The 19,014-nt window shown below is 67.3% G+C and carries 18 protein-coding genes; 13 read left to right on the top strand and 5 right to left on the bottom strand.

Features of this window, described 5'->3' with window-relative positions:
- Window positions 1-70: 70 nt before the first annotated feature.
- From ACQPW1_RS15570 to ACQPW1_RS15525, 10 genes are all read left to right on the top strand, one after another.
- Window positions 71-643 (top strand): C40 family peptidase, encoded by a 573-nt coding sequence (locus tag ACQPW1_RS15570; protein WP_433663417.1) that lies wholly within the window; start codon window positions 71-73, stop codon window positions 641-643.
- Window positions 644-907: 264 nt separating this feature from the next.
- Window positions 908-1,936: an NlpC/P60 family protein gene (locus ACQPW1_RS15565; protein ID WP_433663416.1), complete on the top strand. Its 1,029-nt coding sequence runs from the start codon at window positions 908-910 to the stop codon at window positions 1,934-1,936.
- A gap of 153 nt (window positions 1,937-2,089) precedes the next feature.
- Complete coding sequence (locus ACQPW1_RS15560) at window positions 2,090-3,085, top strand: hypothetical protein (protein WP_433663415.1); 996 nt, start codon at window positions 2,090-2,092, stop codon at window positions 3,083-3,085.
- A 184-nt stretch (window positions 3,086-3,269) separates the two neighbouring features.
- Window positions 3,270-4,397 (top strand): glycosyltransferase family 4 protein, encoded by a 1,128-nt coding sequence (locus tag ACQPW1_RS15555; RefSeq protein WP_433663414.1) that lies wholly within the window; start codon window positions 3,270-3,272, stop codon window positions 4,395-4,397.
- 121 nt (window positions 4,398-4,518) lie between these two features.
- Window positions 4,519-4,902: a polyketide cyclase / dehydrase and lipid transport gene (locus tag ACQPW1_RS15550; RefSeq protein WP_433663413.1), complete on the top strand. Its 384-nt coding sequence runs from the start codon at window positions 4,519-4,521 to the stop codon at window positions 4,900-4,902.
- Window positions 4,903-4,984: 82 nt separating this feature from the next.
- Window positions 4,985-5,422, top strand: a complete 438-nt coding sequence (locus tag ACQPW1_RS15545) for an SRPBCC family protein (RefSeq protein ID WP_433663412.1) — start codon at window positions 4,985-4,987, stop codon at window positions 5,420-5,422.
- Window positions 5,419-6,708, top strand: a complete 1,290-nt coding sequence (locus tag ACQPW1_RS15540; RefSeq protein WP_433665244.1) for an ArsA family ATPase — start codon at window positions 5,419-5,421, stop codon at window positions 6,706-6,708. The genes ACQPW1_RS15545 and ACQPW1_RS15540 overlap by 4 nt, the downstream gene beginning before the upstream one ends.
- Window positions 6,698-7,456: a hypothetical protein gene (locus tag ACQPW1_RS15535; RefSeq protein ID WP_433663411.1), complete on the top strand. Its 759-nt coding sequence runs from the start codon at window positions 6,698-6,700 to the stop codon at window positions 7,454-7,456. The genes ACQPW1_RS15540 and ACQPW1_RS15535 overlap by 11 nt, the downstream gene beginning before the upstream one ends.
- On the top strand, window positions 7,453-8,460 hold the full coding sequence (locus ACQPW1_RS15530) for an ROK family glucokinase (protein WP_433663410.1): 1,008 nt from the start codon (window positions 7,453-7,455) through the stop codon (window positions 8,458-8,460). Before ACQPW1_RS15535 ends, ACQPW1_RS15530 begins: the two co-directional genes overlap by 4 nt.
- Before the next feature lie 306 nt (window positions 8,461-8,766).
- Window positions 8,767-9,492, top strand: coding sequence for a lysophospholipid acyltransferase family protein (locus tag ACQPW1_RS15525; RefSeq protein ID WP_433663409.1), 726 nt, complete (start codon window positions 8,767-8,769; stop codon window positions 9,490-9,492).
- A gap of 130 nt (window positions 9,493-9,622) precedes the next feature.
- Here ACQPW1_RS15525 and ACQPW1_RS15520 read toward each other — a convergent pair whose 3' ends face one another.
- The 5 genes from ACQPW1_RS15520 to ACQPW1_RS15500 all read right to left on the bottom strand — a co-directional run bounded on the left by ACQPW1_RS15520 (window position 9,623) and on the right by ACQPW1_RS15500 (window position 14,419).
- The gene (locus ACQPW1_RS15520) at window positions 9,623-10,243 is read right to left on the bottom strand and encodes a TetR/AcrR family transcriptional regulator (RefSeq protein WP_433663408.1); all 621 of its coding nucleotides are present in this window, start codon (window positions 10,241-10,243) and stop codon (window positions 9,623-9,625) included.
- Entirely contained in the window at window positions 10,240-11,205 is a 966-nt protein-coding gene (locus tag ACQPW1_RS15515) for an SDR family oxidoreductase (RefSeq protein ID WP_433663407.1), read from the bottom strand. Before ACQPW1_RS15515 ends, ACQPW1_RS15520 begins: the two co-directional genes overlap by 4 nt.
- Window positions 11,202-12,677, bottom strand: a complete 1,476-nt coding sequence (locus tag ACQPW1_RS15510; RefSeq protein WP_433663406.1) for a flavin-containing monooxygenase — start codon at window positions 12,675-12,677, stop codon at window positions 11,202-11,204. The genes ACQPW1_RS15515 and ACQPW1_RS15510 overlap by 4 nt, the downstream gene beginning before the upstream one ends.
- A gap of 3 nt (window positions 12,678-12,680) precedes the next feature.
- Window positions 12,681-13,307 carry an ester cyclase gene (locus ACQPW1_RS15505; RefSeq protein WP_433663405.1) on the bottom strand — a complete coding sequence of 209 codons (627 nt, stop codon included), beginning with the start codon at window positions 13,305-13,307 and terminating at the stop codon, window positions 12,681-12,683.
- A 161-nt stretch (window positions 13,308-13,468) separates the two neighbouring features.
- Window positions 13,469-14,419: an Lrp/AsnC family transcriptional regulator gene (locus tag ACQPW1_RS15500; RefSeq protein WP_433663404.1), complete on the bottom strand. Its 951-nt coding sequence runs from the start codon at window positions 14,417-14,419 to the stop codon at window positions 13,469-13,471.
- Window positions 14,420-14,697: 278 nt separating this feature from the next.
- On the opposite strand from ACQPW1_RS15500, the gene ACQPW1_RS15495 reads away from it, so the two are divergent.
- The 3 genes from ACQPW1_RS15495 (at window position 14,698) to ACQPW1_RS15485 (ending at window position 18,531) form a co-directional block, all read left to right on the top strand.
- Entirely contained in the window at window positions 14,698-15,450 is a 753-nt protein-coding gene (locus ACQPW1_RS15495; RefSeq protein WP_433663403.1) for a dienelactone hydrolase family protein, read from the top strand.
- Window positions 15,451-15,639: 189 nt separating this feature from the next.
- On the top strand, window positions 15,640-17,202 hold the full coding sequence (locus ACQPW1_RS15490) for an alkaline phosphatase D family protein (protein ID WP_433663402.1): 1,563 nt from the start codon (window positions 15,640-15,642) through the stop codon (window positions 17,200-17,202).
- Window positions 17,203-17,253: 51 nt separating this feature from the next.
- Window positions 17,254-18,531, top strand: coding sequence for an FAD-binding oxidoreductase (locus ACQPW1_RS15485; RefSeq protein ID WP_433663401.1), 1,278 nt, complete (start codon window positions 17,254-17,256; stop codon window positions 18,529-18,531).
- Window positions 18,532-19,014 lie beyond the last annotated feature (483 nt).

Genomic DNA, 19,014 nt, shown 5'->3' with positions numbered 1-19,014 from the left:
TGCGAACGACACGAAGTCCGCGGCACCAGTCAGGGTGCGGCGTCGTGGGGCAGATTGGGAGTACCGCATCATGACGACCAAATCCGTCAAGCGTTCGGCGCAGCGTGCCGTCGCAGCCGGGGCCGTCGGCGCTGCCACCATCGGCGCTTTCCTGCTTCCGGCCGCCCCCGCATCGGCACAGCCGGTGACCATCCCCGGTGTCGGCACCTTCGAGGTGCCGAACGAGATCCAGATCCCGCAGGGCATCCCGGGCATCGAACTGCCGAGCCAGGCGCCGCTGCCGTTCGTCGCCCCGAAGCGGACCGTCGGCGAGGAAGCCCTCGACGCCGCCATGAGCAAGCTCGGCGCGCCGTACGTGTACGGCGCCGCGGGCCCGAACGCCTTCGACTGCTCCGGCCTCGTGAAGTGGTCCTACGAGCAGGCCGGCCTGGAGCTGCCGCGCACCAGCGGTGCCCAGCTGTCCGCGGGCAGCCCGGTCTCGATGGACGACCTGCAGCCGGGCGACGTGGTGTCGTTCTACGGCGGCGGCCACTCCGGCCTGTACGCCGGCGACGGCAATGTCGTGCACGCGTCCACCGCGGGCACGCCCGTGCAGGTGGCCCCGATCTCCTCGATGCCGGTCGCCGGAGCCCGTCGCTTCTGAGAAACCGCTGGTCGGGCCGTACGTTGCGGCCCGACCGCCGGACGGCGCCTGTGATCGTTTCGTTCTCTACTGGACATAGACGCAGGCCGTTCCGTAACCTAATCGAGACCTTCTCGATTTACCCGAGGCACGCCCAGCGCAAACCTCGTTTTCGCGAGAAGGGGCTCGTCGGTTCAGATCGTCGGTTCCAGAGAGATCGTTTCACGAGAGAACGGGGCACGGCAGGCTGTGGCAACACACCGGAGACATGGCACGCGACGTCTGGTGGGAGGGGCACTGGCGGTCGGCGTCCTGGCCACCACCGCCCTCTACGGTGGCAGTCCCGCCGGAGCTGATCCGGTCGCGCTACCGTCCACGGCCACCGAGGCCGTGCAGCGGATGATCGACCTATCGCACCAGTCCGAGCAGCTCAACCAGGCGGCTCTCGGTGCCCAGTCCGACCTCGATGCCAAGCTCGTCATCCAACGCGATGCCGACGCCAAGCTGGCCGCGAGCACCGACGTGGTGAACCGCGCCCGCGACGAAGTGCGCAAGTACCAGCCGATCATCGACCGGACCGCGATCGCCGCCTATCAGGGCGCACGCACCAACCGGTTGTTCGCCGTGCTGGTCAGCGATTCCCCGCAGCAACTGCTCGACCAGATGTCGACGCTGGATGTGCTCGCCGCACAGACCTCCGCACAGCTGGACCAATACAAGGTGGCGACCGACTCCGCCAACGCCGCCGAAACGGTCGCCCGCCGCGCCGCAGACGAAGCCCGCGCCGCCGCCGACAAGGCCGACACGGTGCGTGCCGATCTGGAACGCAAACGCAGCGACCTCGGCGGTGCCATCGCTCAGGTGGTCTCCGCGTGGGGCTCGCTGTCCACCAAGGACAAGTCCGCGCTCGCCGGCTCCCCCTTCCCGCCTGGCTTCGACCGCGACACCCTGCTGCAGGGACTGGTACCCGGCAGCGGCACCAGCGCACTGGCCGCCGGACTCACCCGCATCGGCGACCCCTACGTGTGGGGCGCGACCGGACCGAACCAGTTCGACTGCTCCGGTCTCGTGCAGTGGGCCTTCAAGCAGGTCGGCAAGAACGTGCCACGAACCAGCTCAGCGCAGGCGACCTACGGCACGCCGGTCTCGAAGGACGAACTGCAGCCCGGTGACGTCGTGTTCTTCTACTCCGACATCTCCCACGTCGGCATCTACGCGGGCAACGGACTCATGCTGCACGCCTCCACCTTCGGCGTCCCCGTCGCTGTCGCACCCATGGCCTCCACGCCGTACAACTCCGCTCGGCGATACTGACCAACTATGAATGGACATAACCTGTCCAACACCTCTCGGCCGTCGGTCGTCGTCAGATCTGCTCCGAGAACGGAGGCTCAGCGATGAGTGAGCGTCGCAGTGCGCGGATCGTGTCGCAGCGCGCCTCGCTACAGGCATCGACGAGGTGCGGTCATGAGTGACCTGCGCGGCCTGCGGGCCTGGTGGTCGGCACGGCGGCGCTTCGAGTTCTGCCTGACCGTCGCGATGGTGGTCGCGCTGACCGGTTTCTGCGGTGCCCTGGTCATGCTGCCGAACTCCGCACTTCCGAAACCGCATACGGCACAGGCCACCGCCGAAGCCGTCGGCCAAGCCGCGGCCACCGACCCGCGACTGGCCGAGGTCCGTCGCAACATCGAACCGTTCGGCCCGATCGTCGCGCGCCAGGTCGCAACCGGCGACGGACAGCAATCCCTGGTCGTCGGCCATCCCGCGCAACGCATCGAAATCGATGTCCTGGAACGTGAACTCGCCGCCGCCACCACCGCGGTCACCGACGTGTGGGGCCGGGACTGGCCGCAGGCCAGCACGATCGTCGTCGCCTCCTCCCCCTCCGAATTCGCCGGGCTCGTGCACGCGGGCACCATGTCCACCGAGGTCGCCGCCGCCTCCGTCGCCGACCCGTTCGCGCCGGGCACCCAACCGACCGGCCAGCGCATCGTCTTCAGCCCCGACGCGGGCCGCCGCCTCGACCCCGAGGGCCTGCGCACCCTGCTCCGCCACGAACTCACCCACATCGCCACCCGCGCCGAAACCCGCGACGGCGCGCCACTGTGGATGCTCGAGGGTTTCGCCGACTACACCGCCCACCGCGGCCAAGGCCACCGCTTCACCGACATCGCCCCCACCCTCACCGCGCGGGCCCGCCTCCACGACCTCCCCGGCGACCTCCCCGCCGACCCGGACTTCACCGGCCGCAACGCCGCGGGCACCTACGAACAAGCCTGGTCCGTCTGCGCCTTCATCGCCGACAAGTACGACCAACCCCGTCTGGTCGAGCTCTACCGCCAGATCGCCGCGGCCCGGCAAACTCCCGACACCGAAGACCAGATCCTGCAGAACGTGCTGGGCACCAGCCGCGCCGATTTCATCGCCGACTGGCGCAGCTGGTTGACGACGCAAACGGCGTGAGCTCGCCATAGCCGCACACCCTTTGACATACGCACGCGTGTCAGTGCGGCGAGTCGGTCTGCCAGAAATCAGAAGGTTTGCGGCTGGTGCCGCCAGCCGCGCCCAGGCCGCTCGGATGCCAGACCCGAGAGGCCGGAACGCGCCGCGCGAACTACCGAAACATCCAACACAGTAGGTTGTCACCATGGCCCGAACTCTGCTGGTGACCAATGATTTCCCGCCGCGGCCGGGTGGTATTCAGTCCTATCTGCATGCCCTGGCCGGTCAGCTCCCGCCGGACGATCTCGTCGTGTACGCCCCGCGCTGGCGCGGCGACAGCCACCTGAAGTTCGATGCCAAACAGAAGTTTCAGGTGGTCCGCCACCCCACCACGCTGATGCTGCCGACCCCGCTGGTCATGCGCCGGGCCGCGCGGCTGCTGCGCGGCGAGAAGTGCGACACCGTGTGGTTCGGCGCCGCCGCCCCGCTCGCCCTGATGTCGCCGGTGCTGCGCCGCGCGGGCGCCGAACGCATCCTGGCCAGCACGCACGGGCACGAGGTCGGCTGGTCCATGCTGCCCGGCGCCAGGCAGGCGCTGCGGCAGATCGGTGAGCACACAGACGTGATCACCTATGTCAGCAAGTACACGCGCGGCCGCTTCGCATCGGCATTCGGGCGCAATGCCGCGCTGGAGTACCTGCCGCCGGGCGTGGACACCGACACGTTCCGCCCGGACCCGGCCGCGCGCGCGGAACTGCGCGACCGCTACGGCCTCGACGATCGCCCGACCATCCTGTGCCTGTCCCGCCTGGTCCCGCGCAAGGGTCAGGACGCGCTGATCGTCGCCATGCGTGAGATCCGCGACCGGGTCCCCAAGGCCGTGCTGGTGATCGCGGGCGGCGGACCCTACGAGGAAAAGCTGCGCCAGCTCGCCATCGCCGCGGGCGTCTCCGACGACGTCATCTTCACCGGTCGCGTGCCCTCCGGCGAACTCGCCGCCCACCACACCCTCGCCGACGTCTTCGCCATGCCCTGCCGCACCCGCGGCGCGGGCCTGGACGTGGAAGGACTCGGCATCGTCTACCTCGAAGCCTCCGCCTCCGGCGTGCCGGTGGTCGCAGGGCGTTCCGGCGGCGCTCCCGAAACGGTTATCGAGGGTGAAACCGGGCGCGTCGTAGACGGCCGCAACGTCCAGCAGATCACCGACGCCCTGGTAGACATCCTCTCCGACCCCGACGCGGCCGCCCGCATGGGCGCCGCGGGCCGCGCCTTCGTCGAGGAACGCTGGCGCTGGGACACCCACGGTGCCCGGCTCCGCCAGCTACTGCGGTGATCACAGCTGCGGGTTGGATGGTTTCATCCGATACGCTCACCTACGTGAGGGAGCGCAGCGAGCGAACCAAAGACACAGCGCCGGTGGGCACGATGCAGCCGAGCGCTAGCGAGGCGGAGTCGTGAGCACAATCCAGGTCGCCGACCAAACCTTCGTCGCCGCGCCAGGGATCGCCGTCGCCGATGTCCTATCGGCACCGAACAACTGGCGCCGCTGGTGGCCCGACCTGACCCTCGTTGTCCGGGAAGACCGGGGCGACAAGGGAATCCGCTGGACCGTGTCCGGCGCGCTGAACGGAACCATGGAAGTCTGGCTGCAGCCCGCGCTGGACGGGGTGATCGTGCACTACTTCCTGCACGCCGAACCGCAACCCGCGCTGCCAGAGAACCGGATGGCCGCCGCCAACCGCGCGCGCCGCGTCGCGGGCCGCAACATGGCCTTCGAATTGAAATCCCGGCTGGAGGCAGGTCGCCCGGCCGGTGTCGCACCCGCTCACGCCTCCTGACGCTCATCCTGTATTGACCCACCCCGCCGGCTCCGCCGGCTGCCATCCCCCAGACCGACGCTGAAAGGAACCGCTGTCCGCCATGGCCGACAGGACCCAGAGGTCGATCATCATCGAGGCCCCGTCGCAGCAGGTGATGTCCGTCATCGCCGATCTGGAGTCCTACCCGGAGTGGGTCTCGGCGGCGAAATCGGTCGAAGTACAGGAAAAGGGACCGGACGGCCGGGCGCGCACCGCGCGGTTCGTGCTGGACGCGGGCGTGGTGAAGGACAGCTACGTCCTCTCCTATACCTGGCGGCCGGACAACAAGGCGGTCAGCTGGACGCTGGTCAGCGGTGACCTGCAGAAGGCGCAGAACGGCACGTACGAACTCATCGATCAGCCCGACGGGAGCACCGAGGTCGTCTACACACTGACCGTCGACCTGAACATCCCGATGATCGGCATGTTCAAACGCAAGGCCGAGAAGGTGATCACCGATACCGCGCTGAAAGAACTGAAGAAACGGGTCGAAGGCTGACGACGCACACGACCCGGGTCGAACTGTTCATCGGCAAAGGCGGGGTAGGCAAGACGACGCTGGCGTGCGCCACCGCCATGTCCTATGCCAGGACCGGTAGCCGCGTGCTGGTGGCCTCGCTGGACCAGGCGCATTCGCTCGGCGACGCGCTCGGCTTCCGTTTTCCGCACGATCCGGGCACCGTCACCGGGATCGCGAATGTGCTGCCCGGCCTCGACGTGATCGAGGTGGATTCCCTTGCGCTGCTGGAGGATCGGTTCCGCGACGTGGTCCGCGTGCTGTCGCCGGGCACCGGTCACGAGCACGGTATCGACCTCGCCGCGCTCGATCCGGCCGAGCTGACCGGCCTGCCCGGCGTGCAGGAACTGCTGATGCTCGTCGAGATCACCCAGTTCGCCAATGAGGACGACTGGGATGTGATCGTCGTCGACTGCCCGCCGTCGGCCGACATGCTGCGCATCATCACCGCGCCGGACACCCTGCTCGGTTATCTCGAGCGGATCTGGCCGCCGCATGCCAGGGCGATGAGCACGGTCGGCACCGACCTGCGCCGCGCGATCCTCGCCGCGACCGTCGAACGGATCGTCAAGGCGGTCACCGAGGTCCGCGATCTGCTCGCCGACCATCAGCGCACCGGCGCGCGGCTGATCACCGTCGCCGAGCGGGTCACCCTCGCCGAATCCGAGCGGGTCCGCTCCGCCGCCGCGCTGCTCGGGCTGCGGCTGGACGCGGTGGTGGTCAACAAGGTGCTGCCGCCGACCTCCCCGCTCGACACCGAACACCCCGCCGTGCACTGGTATCTGAACCGGCGCGGCGAACAGCTCGCCGCCATCGCCGAATTAGAACGCTCGATGCCGGGTATCCCGCTGCTGATCGCACAGCACACCGGACCGGAGCCGATCGGACTCACCTCGCTCGCGGCCCTGTCGTACGCGGTGGACTCGGACAGGAACACCGTCGGCACAGGACCTATGCTGAGCGACAGTCCGGCGGAGGTTGACGCGAGTTCCAGCGAACCGGTGGTTCGATGTGAATCAGGCACCGGTCTGCGCGCGATATACACCCTGCGGATGCCGCTGCCCGTTGTCGATGCGGCGACGCTGCGACTTGGCCGAGTGGAGGACGATTTGATCGTGGGAGCGGACGGTGTCCGGCGGCGAGTTCGTCTCGCGCCGGTGTTGCGGCGGTGCACGGTCGACGGCGCGGAACTCGACGGCGGACATCTCGTGGTGCGTTTCCGCCCGGACCCGGAGTTATGGCCCGAAGGTAGCGGCGATGAGCGGTGATCGGAGCGGCGGTTTCTTCCGGCGAGGCCGCGACGTGAGCGGGGATCGGCCCGAGCCGGGTACCCAGAGCGGGGATCGTGGTTCCGCCGCGCCGGGTTTCGGCACCGACGGGCCGGGCACCCACGACGATCTGACCGGCGGGCCGGGCAGTGATCGAATCGGCGGTTTCTTCCGTCGGAGTTCCGGAGGCGGTGACCAGGGCGGTAATCCCGAGTGGGACACCGACAGCGAGGATCGCACCGCACCTGGTTTCGCAGGCTCGAACGATGACGGGCCGCAGGCAGAGTCGAGCGAGCAGCCGAAAAACGCTGCCCCCGAGGGCGATCCGGAGGATGGCCTCGCCGAGTTCGCCGCGGAGCTGAAGCTGCTCGCCGAAGCTGTACTGGAGCGGGTCGAGCCGGTATTGCGCCAAGCCGCCGACGGGCAGGTGGAATGGTCGAGTTGCAGCTGGTGCCCCGTCTGCGCGGCCGCCGCGTTGATGCGTGGCCAGCACCACGATGTGTTACAGGCGGTCGCCGAGCACGGCACCGCCCTGGTCACCGTGCTGCGCGAGGCGTTGGCCGGGGTCCCGGTCGATCCGGTCATGCCCGAGCACGATCCGACCGGCGGCCCACAGCACAATCACGGTGTGCCACAGGACAATCCAACCGGTGCCACGACCGGCGCGGAATACGCTGCCGGACAACACACATCGCGGGCGAGCACGCGCTCCCGCTATGTCAGCATCCCTGTGACGATCAAGGCATGACGCACCGCATGGCAGGTGCGCGACCGCTGACCGTCGGAATCGACGTCGGCGGCACCAACATTCGCGCATCGGTGATCGACACCAGCGGCGAGGTCCTCGATACCGTCCAGGCGCCGACACCGCATTCCGCGAAGGCGCTAGAGGATGCCCTCGCCCGCTCCGTCCGCGAACTGTGCCAACGGCATCCGATCGGCGCGGTGGGCTTGGCCGTCGCCGGATTCATCAACGGCGACCGCTCCACCGTCCGCTTCGCCCCGCATCTGCCCTGGCAGGACACTCCCGTCGCGCAACGGCTCACCGAACGGCTCGAGCTCCCCGTCATCCTCGAGCACGACGCCAATGCCGCCATGTGGGCGGAATACCGGTTCGGCGCGGCCGCGGGTGGCCACAATGTGGTGCTCGTCGCGATCGGCACCGGCATCGGTGCCGCGCTGCTCATCAATGGCCAGCTGTATCGCGGAACCCACGGCGTCGCACCGGAACTCGGTCACCTGCAGGTCGTCCCGCAGGGTCGCGCCTGCCCGTGCGGCAAACGCGGCTGCTGGGAAAGGTATTGCAGCGGAACGGCACTCGCCGACACCGCGATCGAAATGCTGGCCACCGACCCGGTCCGCTCGGTCCTCGCCAAGGACGTCTACCGCGACCCCGGCTCCCTCACCGGCCGCCGCGTCGCCAATGCCGCCCAGGACGGCGACCCCCTCGCCGTGCGCGTCATGGAGGACTTCGCCCGCTGGCTCGGCCTCGGCCTGGCCTTCGTCAGCGACATCTTCGACCCCGACCTGGTCGTCATCGCCGGCGGCGTCAGCAGCTCCGCTCCCCTGTTCCTCGACGAAGCCCGCGAGGAATACGCCCGCTCGGTAACCGGCGCAGGCCACCGCCCCCTCGCCCGCATCCGCACCACCCAGCTAGGCGAAGCCGCAGGCATGATCGGCGCCGCCGACCTCGCCCGCGCCGCGCTGATCGAGAGCGAACGCAAGTCCTCCCGAGTAGCCCGCAGCCACTGACCCACCGGGCGACAACGCGTCTTGACCGATCCACCGGTAGTCGTGTGCCCGGTGAATTCACGCTGGTTGACGTTTCATCGCGTGCGGCAGTGGTATTCGATCGGTGAATGCTTGCTTCGGTCGCCGATGACCCCAATTCCGGTCGCCGAGGAATCTGCTTCCGGTCGCCGATTACGGCGCGTCCGCTTGCTCATGGCAGAGTGTGGTGAGATTCGCCGCTGCGGTTGGATGTGATCTAGCACCAGCGGTAAAGTCGGCAACTGACGCAGGTGCCCGCCTCAATCCCGGTCCCGGGGAAAGGACGTCATGTTCTACTGGCTGCTGAAGTACGTGCTGCTGGGACCGTTCATGCATCTCTACAACCGGCCCACGGTCGAAGGTGTGGAGAACATTCCGGCGGACGGTCCGGCGATCATGGCGGGTAATCACCTCTCCTTCGCGGACTGGCTGTTCGCGCCGCTGCTGAGCCCGCGGCGCATCAACTATCTGGCCAAGGCCGAATACTTCAACACCCCGGGCATCAAGGGCGCCTTCCAGAAGTGGTTCTTCACCACCTCCGGCCAGTTCCCGATCGACCGCACCGGCGCCGACGCGGCCGAGGACGCCCTCAACGCCGCGCGCAAGCTGCTCGACCAGGGCCGCCTCGTCGGCCTGTACCCCGAGGGCACCCGCTCCCCCGACGGCCGCCTGTACAAGGGCAAGACCGGCCTCGCCCGCCTCGCGCTGGAAACAGGCGTCCCCGTCATCCCGGTCGCCGTCATCGGCACCGACGACGTGAGCCCGCCCGGCCCCTTCCGCTGGCGCCGCCGCAAGGTCACCGTCAAGTTCGGCACCCCCATCGACTTCTCCCGCTACGAAGGCATGGGCGGCAACCGCTTCGTCGAACGCGCGGTCACCGACGAGGTCATGTACGAACTCATGCAACTCGGCGGCCAGGAATACGTAGACGTCTACGCCGCCAGCCTCAAGAAGAACACCCCCGGCGACAGCGCCCGCGAAGCCACCCGCATCCCGCACACCGCGGCCAGCTGAGCAGTTCCGAGCACGTAAGACACGACCACCCATGTCCGCGCATAGCGCGACATGGGTGGTCTTCTCATTTCTGGCATCGAGCGGTACATCACCGAGTGGCGTCTCGTGAGCTGGTGCAGTCTTGTCCCGGCTACGGGGTGGTGAGGATGGCAGTTGTGAGGCTGGTGGCGTAGGTGACGATTTCGGGGCGGGAGGCGGGGATTCGGCCGGACAGCCAGTCGAGGAAGAGGGAGACCAGGGCGCCAGAGAGGGCGCTGATCGGCATGGTGAGGTGGTCAGGGGTGAGGTCGGCGGCTCGTTCTGGGGACAGTTGAGCGGCGACCAGCAGGACGAAGTTCGGTAGGGCGGCGGAGCCGTGGCTGCGCAGCGTGTCGTCGGCGAGAGTTTCGCGGAACATGATTCGGCCGCGGCGAGGATCGTCTTCGAAGTAGAGGGCTGCTGCATCGAAAGCCGCGTGGATGCGAGCGGTTTCGTCGGCGGGTGCCGCCGCCAGCCGGGTGGTGACCGCCTCGAGCAGGCCATGCGCGACCTGGTCATAGACCTCGACGAGCAGCGCCTCACGGTCAGGGAAACTCTCGTAGAAGTACCGCAGGCTAAGCCCCGCCGTGCGGCAGACCGCGCGCATAGTGGTCGCCGCCGCACCCTCCGCACCGAGCAGTTCGAATCCGGCGCGCACCAACTGGTCCCGCCGCTCGGCGGAACGCGCGGCCATGGTGCTGCCGCGCCAGGTGTTGTCGGTTGACGAACTCACGGTCCTGATGATGTCACGGGACTGTCGAGTGGCTCGGCGGCGTGCGGCAGTGCGCGTTCATCCGATGCCACAGCACTATCGACAGCCTCAGCCGCGAGCGCCAGTGCGCGTTGTTCCAGCCGACGGATCAACTCGTGCGTTTGCGCGTCCAGGCTGAGGTAGCGGTCGAGCACGACGTTCACGGCGCCGCGCAGCAATGCGTACGGCTCCCAGGCACTCGGGGCGATCGTGCGCGCAGCCCGGTGCGCGATGCCGTCGGCGATCGTGGCGGCCGCTTCGACGGCGGTGATCCGACGGTTCAACGGCCACGGCAGCAGCCTGCCCACTTCGCGACCCAGCTCGTCCTCGTCCAAGGTGTGGTGGGTCATCGCGGTGTCCACGATGCCGAAGTAGGCGACGCCCGCACTGGCTCCCACCGCAGCCAGTTCGACGCGCAGCGCACGACCGAGTTGCTCGACGCCCGCCTTACTGATCATGTACGGCGAGCCACCCATGCCCGGCGCAAACGCGGCGCAGGACGACACCACCACGACATGCCCACGGGCAGCGACGATGTCGTCGAGCGCCGGACGAACCGTATTGAACACCCCGGTCAGATTGATCGCGAGGACACGATCGAAATCGGCCGGATCCATCGTGCGAATCGTCGCCGGAGCAGGCGTCACACCGGCATTCGCGACCACCACATCGATCCTGCCGAACCGCTCACGAACCGCCTCGAAAGCCGCAACCATCCCCGCACGATCGGCGACATCGGCCCGGACAGCGAGCGCCCGCTGCCCCAATTCGCTTGCGGCACTTCGAGCTCTCTCCTCATCGAGATCGATCATCGCCACCGAAGCACCGCGCCGATACAGCATCCGAGCCAACTCGAGCCCGATCCCCTGCCCCGCACCACTGATCACCACCACCCGGCCACGCACCTCGAAACCGGCCGTCGACCAACGCAAGCCCAGCATCATCCACGCACCTCACTCGTCAGATAGGCGTCCTCATCGAAACGACTTGTCCGGCGGGCGTACTCGAAGCTCCAGTTCGGGTACAAACCGGCATTCCCGGTGCCGTCGGCGGTTTGGTAGTAACTGCGGCAGTTGCCGGTTACCCACACGGTGTCCCGGCTGCGGGCATCCATTTCCAGGAGGAAGGCCTGCTGTGCTTCGGGGCGTACTTCGATTCGCCGGAGTCCGTTGTCCCGCATGGTTTTCAGGGCATCCACGATGTAGCGGACCTGGGCTTCGATCATGAATATCGCGGACTGGTTTCCGGCGGCACCGAACGGACCGAGGGTGGTGAAAAAGTTCGGGAAGCCGGTCACCGTGGTGCCCAGATAGCTTTGCGGGCGTTCGCGATACAGCTCACCCATGCTGCGCCCGTCACTGCCGCGGACCCGATCGAACACCTGCGGTGGCACACCGAAACCGGTACCCCAGATGATGGTGTCCACCTCGTGCTCCACGCCGTCGTCGGTGCAGATGGAACGCGGTCCCACCGCGACGATCCGCGAGGTGACCACCTCGACATTCGGCTGCGTGAGCGCCGGATAGTAGGCGTCGGAGAAGATGGCCCGCTTGCAGCCGATCATGTAATCGGGCGTCAGCCGCTCGCGCAGCCGCCGATCCCGCACCTGCCGACGTAGCTGAAGTCGCCCCAACGCCTCGTACGGATGCCGGAATCGCTTGTCCACGAAGCCGACCAACCCGAACCCCTCGATCGCCGCGAAGTAGGCGCCGCGAACTGCTTTGCCTACCAAGGGCATCCGCCGCAGCACGGAGCGTTCGAGATCGGAGGTCGCCCAATCCAACCGCGGCACGATCCACGGCGCGGACCGCTGGAACACCGTCAGCTGCCCCACCTTCGGCTGTATCTCGGGAATGAACTGCACCGCCGACGCCCCGGTACCGATAACGGCTACCCGCGCGCCGGTCAGGTCATGGCCGTGATCCCAATGCAGCGAATGGAATTGCGCGCCGGTGAAGTTCTCGATCCCCGGCAGTTCCGGAATCTGCGCCTCACTGAACGGACCGATCGCCGAGACGAGCACGTCAGCCGTCATCGACCCCTGCGACGTGCTGATCCGCCAATGTCCGCGCGCATCATCCCAACTCGCCTCCCGCAGCTCGGTGTCGTAGCGAATATGCTGCGGCACAACGAATTTCGCCGCCACCCTGCGCAGGTAGTCGAGAATCTCCGGCTGCGTGCCGTACCGACGCGACCACTCCGAATTCGGCGCGAACGAATACGAATACAACATCGACGGCACATCACACGCACACCCGGGATACGTATTCGCCCGCCACGTACCCCCGAGCTCCCCGGCACGCTCCAGGATCACGAAATCCTCGAACCCCGCCTCCCGCAACCGCACCCCGAGCCCGATCCCCGCAAACCCCGCACCGACGACCGCAACCGACACATGCTCTGCACCATTTGCCATGAACTACTTCCTCTTTCGCTGCACAGCCGCGGCGATCGCCTGCGGATAGGGCGCCAATCGCAGGGCGAGGCTCGACGATTCGGGCGCGAGCCCGAGCTGCTGAGCGACTTCGATCGGATCGTAAAAGCTCTGCATGGCACACACTTTCGGACCGCGCAGCGTATACGTGTCGATCCCGGTGAAATCGAAGCGTTTTCCGTTGGGCGCGAAGGACTTCCGCTTACCGGGCGGACCCCACGCCAGCGGCCCGGTGAACGTCCCCATCGCCCGCCACGGCACCACGATCATGTCGGCCGCCAGCCCGAAGTACGGCAGATCGGCCGCTGCGAACAATGTGTCCGGAAATGCCACGAAGGTGTCGACCAGCATCCGCCGGAACTCACCCGGACCCTGCACCAAGTGCCCCAGGTTCAGTGGATCCCGGTTGGTGAAGTCATCGGTCACCATCGACACAAGCACGTCGACATCACGACGCAAGTACCCGTCGAACACCCAGCGCCGTACGAACTCGCGCCACCGATCCTCATCGGCAACCCAGCGCCCGGCAGCCTCCCCCACCAGGTCCTCGAACCGCCCGAACACATCGTCGAAGAACTCGTTCGCCGCCCGCTCGCCGGTTTCCTGGTCCATCTGCTCTCCTACCAGGGCCGCAGCCCGTCCGACCAGGCCGCTCCGCCAGCAGCGGACCAGGCACCGTCGCCCGAAAGGAATCAGCTGATTCCACTAGAATCAGATGATTCCTCTGCACGCCGCAGAAGTCAAGGACGTGTACGAGCGCGACGACGTCCAGCTCAGAGCAGTAGCGCTCCGGCACGCTTGACGGTCTTGATGATGGGAGCGGTTTCCATCGAGTTGATGCCTTGCAGCGGAGCGATTCGTTCGGTCAGGAACAAGCTCAGGTCGGTGGTGTCGCGACAGTTGACCGCCACGAGCAGGTTGGTCGACCCGGTCGTCATCGCAGCGAAGGCGACCTCAGGCCTGCGAGCCAGGGCTTCGGCGACCTCGACGAGGCGAGCGGGTTGCGCATTGATCCACAGCCGGGCCTCGGTGCGGAACCCGATCGCGGCAGGCGGCAGATCGAGGTGGAATTGCAGCACTCCCGTGCGCCGCAAACTCGCGAGGCGACGCTTCACCGTGGACTCCGACCACCCGGTCACCGCCGTCAACTCCGCGTAGGAAGCGCGGCCGTCCCGGTTGAGCGCGTGCAGCAGTGCACGAACACCGTCATCCAGTTCGACTGGGGCGGTGGATGATTCAACCGGAAGCGGTTCGAGGCGCGCGACCTGCTCCGGCGAGAGCACTGCTAGACCTTGCCATCCCGACGGCAACGCGAACCCCCGCAGCACGAGATGCGCCGACACCGAGACCACCCGACTGGTCCGCGGCAACTTATGCAGCAGCAACGCATCCTGCTCCTGACTGCTAGCGGCCTGCACAGTGCAGGACACCTCGGTGCCACCCGACAGCAGGTACACGAACGAGGTGTCCGCGCGGCCCGCCAACGCCTTGGCCACCGACACAGCGGCATCGGGCGTACAACGCACCCGCACCGTCCAGGACACATACCCAAGACGCCCACCGTTGACCATGCCAACCACTCGCAAAGTGCCCTCGCCGCGCAGCTTCCGGTACCGGCGGGCAACGGTGTTCTCCGAAACGCCGAGCACCGCGGCGATATCACGAAACGCGACCCGCCCGTCGACCTGCAGCGCATGAATCAGCCCACGATCGACAGTATCCATTGATTCAGATTAGATCCATGCCGGTATCCAGCATTCCCATAGGTCTGAATGGCGGCAAGTACACACCTTGGCCGACAGTTGCCCATGCGCAAACGTTGTCGCACATCGCGACCCGCCGCACGCACCGCGACCCACCACACTCACCGCGACCCACCCCGGTCTGCACGGCGTGTATCCGCTTGCGGCAGTGACTGGTTCGCTCACCAACGCGATAGCCCAACTACTCGCTCGGCGCGCCCCAAAACCTGATGTGCACACGAATGTCCAAGGAGAACAACATGATCGAAGAAATCCTCGACATCCCAACCGCGGACGGACCAATGGCGGTTATCACCAAACGCCCCGAAACCGATGCCCCACTTCCGGTCGTGCTCCTATTCCACGACGGTCCCGGCATTCGCGCGGCAACCCACGAAACAGTCCACCGCATAGCAAAGTCCGGCTATTACGTCCTCGCCCCTGACCGATACCACCGCTTCGGACAATTCATCCACGTCCCACCCGAAGACTTGATCGCCGCCGGACGCGACTCGACACTGATGCGCGACTTCTTCCAAATGGTCACGGCCACAACCGACGACCTGGTCCGCACAGACGTCACCGCCCTCCTCGACCACCTCGCCGCGGATCCAGCCGCCAAGCAATCCTCGATGGGATGCATCGGCTACTGCAACGGCGCACGCGCAGTCCTGCAAACCATGTCGGACCACGCCGACATCTTCACCGCAGGCGCAGGCCTACACCCCTCGTTCTGCGTTTCACCGGAAGCGAATTCACCACACAAGACCGTGGCAAACGCAAAGGGCGAATTCTATTTCGCCATCGGCAAGGCCGACCACATCGCATCGGCCGAACACAACCAACCCCTCATCGATGAACTCCAGAAGCTGGGCCCCCGAGCCACCGTCGACATCCTCCCCAACGCCGACCACGGATTCGCCGTCCCCGGCCCCACCTATCACGCCCCCGCCGCCACCCACGCCCACCGCAAAGCACTCACCCTCTTCAACAGAACCCTCAACCCCGCATAGCTTCCGACACCAGACCAGGAGTCCCCGTGAGTGGCACATGGCTGCGGCAAATCGCGAGATCCCCTCTCCATGGTGTGCCACTCACGGTTCCCCCTGACCGGCTCGAAACCGTCCGCACCCCCGACCCAGTTACCCAACCGGACCGGACCCGTTCACATTGCGTTGAGATAGCTGGTCCAGGGTGATCCCATGACTGGTTCGACCTTCGGCTTCTCCCGCCGCACCCTGCTGCGCACCTCCGCACTCGGCCTGGTGGCGGCTCCCGCGCTGGCCGCGTGCTCGTCCGACGGCCCCGGCCTGGCCCGGCAGCGTCCGGTGCTGACGCACGGTGTCGCGGTGGGTGACCCGCGCAGCGACGGCGCGCTGATCTGGGCGCGCACCGACCGCCCCGCGAAGCTGATCGTGGAGACCGCCTCGACCGAATCCTTCGCCAATGCCAAGCGATTCACCGGACCGTTGCTCACCCCGGATTCCGACGGCACCGGCCGGGTACGCGTCAACGGCCTGCCCGCAGGCGAGCAGGTTCACTACCGGGTAACTCTCGAGGGTGACGATGGCGGCATCTCCGAGCCGATCACCGGCGTGTTCCGCACCGTGCCCACCGGCGCATCCGATATCCGGCTGCAGTGGTCCGGCGACGTCGTCGGCCAGGGCTACGGCATCAACCCCGATCTCGGCGGCATGAAGATCTTCTCCACCATGGCCGCCCGCGACCCGCACCTCTTCCTGCACTCGGGCGATTCCATCTACGCGGACAACCCCGTCAAGGAGTCGGTGACACTCCCGGATGGGCGAATCTGGCGCAACATCGTGTCGGAGGCGAAAAGCGCTCCCGCGCAAACCCTCCAGCAGTACCGCGGCAACTACGCCTACAACCTGACCGACCAGAACTACCTCCGCTTCAACTCCTCGGTCGCGCAGGTCGTGCAGTGGGACGACCACGAGACGGTCAACAACTGGTACCCCGGCGGCCTCGTCCCGGAGAGCAAGGGCTATGCCGAGCGCAGTATGGACACCCTGGCCACCCGCGCCTGGCAGGCGTTCCACGAGTGGATGCCGGTGGAGCCCAAGGAGGCCGTGGACGGTCGCCTCTACCGCAAGATCTCCTACGGCCCGCTGCTCGACATCTTCGTGCTGGACATGCGGACCTACAAGGACACCAACGACGCCGACAATGGCCCCGAGGGCCGCATTTTCGGTCCGGCACAGACGATGTGGTTGATCGAGGGCCTGCGCGACTCCAAGGCCACCTGGAAGATCGTCGCGAACGACCTGCCGCTCGGCCTGGTCGTCAAGGACGGTGAACAGCCGAACACCACCGCGTTCGAGGGCCCGGCCAACGGCGACCCCGGTGCGCCGTCCGGCCGGGAAACCGAGGTCGCCCAGGTGCTCTCGTCGATCAAGGCGAACAAGGTGACCGACGTGGTCTGGCTGACCGCCGACGTGCACTACACGGCGGCGCACCGCTACTCCCCCGAGCGCGCGGCGTTCACCGACTTCGACGAGTTCTGGGAGTTCGTCTCCGGACCGCTCAACGCGGGCGCGTTCGGGCCGAATCCGCTCGACGCGACGTTCGGTCCGGAGGCGGTGTTCGTGCACGCGCCGACTGTGCAGAACAGTTCTCCGCTGGATGCCTTCCAGCATTTCGGCGAGGTACAGATCGACGGCAAGTCAAGGGAACTGACAGTCAATCTGTGCGACGCGAGCGGATCGGTGCTGTTCAGCCAGCGACTCGAACCGACCGTCCGGTAGCACACGAGATCGGGGAGGCGTCGCGGGCCGCGCTGTAGTAGCTTTCGTGCCATGAGCACGCCGCAGTTTGTCTCCGCCGAGGAATACCTACCCCGCGATACGGCGGATGTCGTTCGCACGGTTCGGGATTCACGCGGCCGCGCGGAACCGCTCACCGTGCGCGGTGGCGAGCAACTGGACGATGGTCTGACACTGCCCGCCCAGCCGACGGTGGTGTCGCTGCGCCGGATGAATCAGGTGCTCGACATCAACCTGGGGCGGCGGACGGTGCGCGTGCAGGCGGGCGCCAAGCTGTCCGACATCGACCGGCGGCTCGGCGCGCACGGGCTCGGCCTGCCGATCGTCGGCGACCACCGCGACATCACCGCGGGCGGATTCGCGTCCGTGGGCGGCGTGAGCGCCGCGTCGCACAAGTACGGCATGTTCATCGACCAGATCGTCGATCTGGAGTACGTCGACAACGACGGGCGCATCGGCACCTGCGGACGCACCCACCACGCCGAGCGCTTCCACCGCATCCTCGGCGCGGGCGGGCGCGCGGGCATCATCACCGCGCTCACCCTCGACGTGATCGACATCGACAAGGACCGCACCTGGCTGACCACCAATGCCGACCGGTTCCTCGACTTCGACTCCTTCGTCGAGCACGCCTACGCCGAGATCATGCGGCCGGGCAACGCGGCGCTGCAGGTGGGTCGCTGGGTCGATACCGCACCGCTGAAGGTCGCGCGGCCGGGTGGTGTCGGGCATGTGCAGTTGGGCACGGTGCGGTTCGGGCAGTGGTCGACGCTGCATCCCACCGCGCCGACCCGCTCGGTGCGGGCGCGCCGTGAGGTCGGTTCGCGTGCGCGAAAGTCGCTGGGCGTTATCGCCTCCGCCGCCAGCGGGCCCGCGGGCATGCCGCTGCGCAACGCGGCGGCGGGCGCGGTGCTCTTCGCACCCAAGGTGCAAACCCTGCGCGACGCGGAATACCTCGCCGACACCGCCCTCAGCTCCTCCGAGCGCGGCCCCGCCTACCGCGTCGGCATCTTCGCGCCCCTGTCCAGCTACACGTCGGTCTTCTACCGCCTGCACGACCTGTTCGCCGGCCACCGCGAGCGCACCGGCTGCTTCACCGTCATCTCCGCGATGACCTACGGCGTCCGCTCCCGCTACCTCCGCTCCGAGTCCGCCGCCCGCGGCCTCTCCCCCGAAGACCACGGCCTGATCACCTTCACCAGCCGCCTCCGCCCCGCCGCCCTCCCCTCAGAACTCTTGCGCGACATAGTTTCTGGCATCGATGAGATCTGCCGCTCAGAGAACGCCCTGCGCTACGAGTCGGAGGAGTAACCGCACTTCCGCCCAGGCCGACCCGCCCGCCGACCACCGGCTCGTACCAGCCGGTGGTCGCGCACGCCGTCGTCAAGTTCGGCACTGCAGTGCTCGCGTTGTCAGCCTGAACTTCCGCGGCTACAGCACGGAACCCCCGAATGGGACTCGCATCTAGCGAGGCTGCGCCACAACACAAAACACACCGTCGCGATCCCGGCGACCAAGATCGCGCGGCCAGACGCCGAGTGGGACATAACGGCGGAAACACAGGGCACGACGACGCGATATCCCGCTCGGCGATCCCACGTTGCGTAGCTGGATGCCGAGTGAGACAGCAGGGCGGCAAATCACGGACGCGTCGCCCCGGTGTCCCGCTCGGCAACGAGACTTTGACCGTTGAGCGGGACATGATGTCGATTTCGGGTTCAGTGGCGGACCCGAATCGGTGGACCGGAGTTGTGGTTTGGCGCCGACGTGACTCCCATCGGCACGGGAGGCCCG

Origin of the sequence: Nocardia sp. CA-128927 (assembly GCF_050955855.1) — a bacterium.
Taxonomy (GTDB): Bacteria; Actinomycetota; Actinomycetes; order Mycobacteriales; family Mycobacteriaceae; genus Nocardia.
Note: the sequence above shows the minus strand (reverse complement) of the source record. Positions and strands in the feature narration are given on the sequence as shown.